This window comes from Planomonospora algeriensis (genome assembly GCF_977012225.1).
The window spans coordinates 1-3,942 of the sequence record NZ_CDRNDK010000523.1; the positions used below are offsets into that span (position 1 = coordinate 1).

A 3,942-nucleotide genomic window follows, 5' to 3' on the forward strand; every position below is an offset into this window, starting at 1 on the left:
ATCCGGGAGAGGGGGTGCGGGGTCCGGGGGAGGACCCCGCGGCGACGGCGTCGCCGTCGTCGCCGCGGGGGTCCGGCGGGCCGTCCAACCGGTCGGTCACGGCCTGCCCCCTCTACTTCCAGGCCTTGGCGGCCTCGGCCTCGAGGCTCTTCTGGATCTCCTTGATCTTCGACGGGTCGCGCACGAAGTCCTGCAGGAGCTTCCACTCGCCCTTGCCGTCGGTGCCGCCGAAGGCGCTGGGCGCCAGGTCGGACATGTCGTAGCGGACCGACTCGCCCGCGGAGATGATCGTCTGCGCGAGCTGCTTGGTCAGCTCACTCGGGTAGTTGTCGGGGGAGACGTTGCGGTTGGGGGACAGGTAGCCGGGGAGCTTGGCCCAGACCTCGCCGCCCTCGGTGGAGGCGAGGTACTCCAGCAGCGCCATGGCGCCCTTGGAGTCCTTCAGCGCCACCGCGATGTCGCCGCCCAGCACGACCGGCGCGGTCTCGCCGGCCTTCGGGAACGGGAAGTACTTGGCCTCCTCGCCGAGCTTGGCGCCCGACTCCTCGGCCGTGGTGCCGACGAAGTCGGCCTCGATGACCATCGCCGCCTTGTCCTGGCCGTAGACCTGGGTCACGCAGGTCGGGAAGTCGGTCTGCAGCGCGCCGGAGGTGCCGCCGAGCAGGAACTCCTTCTTCCCGGTGAGCTGGGCGATCTTCTCCAGCGCGGTGGTGACGCTCGGGTCGGTCCACGGGATCTCGTGCTTGGAGAGCTTGGTGTAGTTCTCCGGGCCCGCGGTCGACAGGTAGACGTTCTCGAACAGGTCGGTGAGGGTCCAGCCGGACGCCCCGCACAGCGAGATCGGCGGGGTGCCGGAGTCGGCGACCGTCTGGGCGGCCTTCACCAGCTCGTCCCAGGTGGCGGGGGGCTGCACCCCGGCGTCGGCGAAGGCCTGGTCGCGGTACCAGACCAGCGACTTGTGCGCGGCCTTGACCAGCACGCCGTACACCTGGCCGTCGGCCGAGCCGAGCTCCTTCCAGTACGGGGTGTAGTTCTCGTCGATCTGCTTGATCACCTCAGGGGTGAGCGGCTTGAGCGACTTGGCGTCGGCGTACTGCTGGACCAGGCCGGGCTGGGGCAGGATCGCGACGTCCGGCGGGCTGCCGCCCTGGATCCGCGGGCCGAGGTAGGCGCCGGTGTCCTCGCCGGTGGAGGAGTAGGTGACCTTGGCGCCGGTCTTGGCCTGGAAGGCGTCCAGCACCTTCTGGAAGTTCGCCTGCTCCGGTCCGGTCCACTTGGCGGCGACCTCGATGGTCACCCCTTCGAGGGTCTTGGCCGCCGCGGGGGCGGAGGAGGCCCCGCCGCTCGCGGCGGGAGCGGTGGTGGAGCCGGCGGAGCCGGTGGTGTCGGTGGATCCGCCGCACGCGGCGAGCGCGAGGGCGAGCCCCGCGGTCGTCACGGTGATCGTGGTTCTGCGCATGCTGAGAAGACCTCCTGTTGTTCTCAAACCCCCGAGGTTCGGACAACTGCGAATGACGACTTCGGATGACGACTTCGGATGACGACGAGATGGGGATGACGGCTCGCCGGGAGGATCGCCCCCGGGTCAGGGAGCCCTGATGATCTCGTTCAACTGGCCTTTCAGGGAGGCGACGACGTCGTCGCTCGACTCCTCGAAGGGCGGGGTGAGTGCGCCTGAGACCGCACCGGCGATCGCCAGGCTCACCTGGTCGTAGTTGGCGCTGACCGGCCGGGGCCGGGCGGAGAGGATGCTCTCCTTCAGGACCGGCAGGTAGGGGAAGCGCCTGATGAGGGCGGGGTCGTCGTACAGCTCGGTCCACACGGGCGGGAACGAGCCGTCGGTGAGCACCCGCCGCTGGTTCTCCAGCCCGGTGAAGTAGCGGATGAACTCCACCGCCGACTTCTGCCGCTTGGAGAACGCGCTGAGCGCGAGGTTGGTCCCGCCCAGCGTGCTGGAGCCCGGTCCGTCCAGGCCCGGCAGCCGGGTGACCGCGAACTTGCCCGCGATCTCCGACTGGGCGGCCGGACCGTAGGCGGGCGGCCAGTTGCGGGCGAAGGCCAGCCGGCCCTCCTGGAAGGCCAGCCGGGACTCCTCCTCCTTGTAGGAGAGCGACTCCTTCGGGATCCACCCCTCCCGGAGCCCGCCGACCAGGAAGTCCAGCCCGGCCTTCGCCCCGGCGGCGTCCATGGTGACCCGCGTGCCGTCCGGGCTGAGGATCTGCCCGCCGCCCGCCGACTGCACGGCCTCGGTGAAGTTGACGGTCAGCCCCTCGTAGGCGAGGAACTGCCCGGCGTAGCCGCCGACGCCGTACTCCTCGTGCAGCGCCCGCGCCTGCTCGCGCAGCTGCGCCCAGGTCGCGGGCGGGGCGAGGCCCTCTGAGGCGAGGAGGTCCTTGCGGTAGTAGAGCAGCCCGGCGTTGCTGGTGTACGGCACCGCCCAGAGCTTGCCGCGGTAGACGGCGGTGTCCACGACCGGCGGGAGGAACCGGTCGAGCGGGAACAGGCTCCGCTCCAGCGGCACGATCCAGCCGGCGTCGGCGAACTCCGCCGTCCAGACCACGTCGAGGCCGAGCACGTCGTAGCGGTCGCTCCTGGCCTGCAGGTTGGCGACCATCTGGGCGCGCTGCTCGTCGGCCGCCTCCGGGAGCTCCAGCAGGGTGACCCGCTCGGCGGGGTGGGACCGGTTCCAGCGGTCGAGCAGCGGCCGCAGGTAGCCGGTGGTGTCGCGCCCCGTCACCAGGGTGAAGGGGCCCGTCCCGCCCTCCCGCCGGGGAGGCTCCTGCCCGCCTGCCCCCGCCGTGCACCCCGCCAGCAGCAGCGCGGCGAGGGCGAACGGGACCAGGCGGTTCACTCGTGACCTCCGTGTTTCGGCGGGGTTACATACGTGTTAGGTAGATGCATTCATGTTATGCACAGCGCTAATGTGAACGTCAACGGATGGCTCCGTAACGCTCGCATAACGCGAGCACGACGAGGAGGTGGGCGTGCGGCCGTTCCTGCTGGCGCTCCTCGCGAAGGAACCTGCCCACGGCTACGAACTCAAACAGGCGCTGGAGCAGACCTTCGGCAGCGCCTATCCTTCGCCGAACATCGGCCAGATCTACGTCACGCTCGGCCGCCTGGAGAAGGACGGCCTGGTCCGGGCGGTGGACGTCGAGCAGTCCAACCGGCCGAACAAGAAGGTCTACTACCTGACGGCCGCCGGCCGGGAGGCCCTGGACGACTGGGTGGACGAGCCCACCGAGGGGCCGCGGGTCCGCGACGAGTTCTTCATGAAGCTCGTCCTGGCCCCGATGACCGGCATCGCCGACCGGATGGCATTGATCAACCGGCAGCGCCGCCACTACCTTGCGCTCATGCGCGACCTGAACGAGCTCGCCGAGCGGACCGATCCGGACAACCAGGTGGCGCTCCTGCTGATCGAGGGCGCGATGCTGCACCTGCAGGCCGACCTCGACTGGCTCGAACGCTGCCAGGAGGATCTCAGTTGAACCGGAGAGGCTGATGGACACCCCCCCTGTGATCAGCACCGTCAACCTCGTCAAGATCTACCAGGACGGAGGCGTGCCGGTCCCCGCCGTGCGGGGCGTGGACCTGCGGGTGGAGCCGGGAGAGTTCGTCGCGATCATGGGCCCTTCGGGCTCCGGCAAGTCCACCCTGGTGCACATGCTCGGCGGCCTGGACACCCGGACCAGCGGCGAGATCTGGCTGGACGGCGAGCGGGCCGACACGCTGGGCGAGAGCGCCTGGGCGCTGCTGCGCCGCAGGAAGGTCGGCTTCGTCTTCCAGTTCTTCAACCTGGTGGCCAACATGACCGTGGCCGACAACGTCGAGCTGCCCGCGCTGCTGGCCGGGGCCTCGCCCCGCGAGGCGCGCGAGCGCCGCGAGCAGCTCCTCGGCGCGCTCGGCCTCGCCGACCGGGCCGGTGCGGCCCCCGCCCAG

4 protein-coding genes are annotated in these 3,942 nt (G+C 70.4%); 2 read left to right on the plus strand and 2 right to left on the minus strand.

Annotated features, from left to right (window positions below; all coding sequences use genetic code 11):
* Positions 1-112 precede the first annotated feature (112 nt).
* Both ACWJ6R_RS31665 and ACWJ6R_RS31670 read right to left on the minus strand, forming a co-directional pair.
* Positions 113-1,459: an ABC transporter substrate-binding protein gene (locus tag ACWJ6R_RS31665; RefSeq protein WP_449065739.1), complete on the minus strand. Its 1,347-nt coding sequence runs from the start codon at positions 1,457-1,459 to the stop codon at positions 113-115.
* A gap of 126 nt (positions 1,460-1,585) precedes the next feature.
* Positions 1,586-2,851, minus strand: a complete 1,266-nt coding sequence (locus ACWJ6R_RS31670; RefSeq protein ID WP_449065740.1) for an ABC transporter substrate-binding protein — start codon at positions 2,849-2,851, stop codon at positions 1,586-1,588.
* 133 nt (positions 2,852-2,984) lie between these two features.
* Between ACWJ6R_RS31670 and ACWJ6R_RS31675 the strand changes: the two genes are divergently transcribed.
* A complete protein-coding gene (locus ACWJ6R_RS31675) occupies positions 2,985-3,491 on the plus strand; it encodes a PadR family transcriptional regulator (protein WP_068894782.1) in 507 nt (168 codons plus the stop codon).
* 13 nt (positions 3,492-3,504) lie between these two features.
* On the plus strand, positions 3,505-3,942 hold a 438-nt coding region (locus ACWJ6R_RS31680; protein ID WP_449065741.1), incomplete at its 3' end, for an ABC transporter ATP-binding protein.

Coding starts and splice junctions, on each gene's coding strand:
- ACWJ6R_RS31665 (WP_449065739.1), bottom strand. CDS start 1,459: ATGCGCAGAACCACGATCACCGTGACGACCGCGGGGCTCGCCCTCGCG.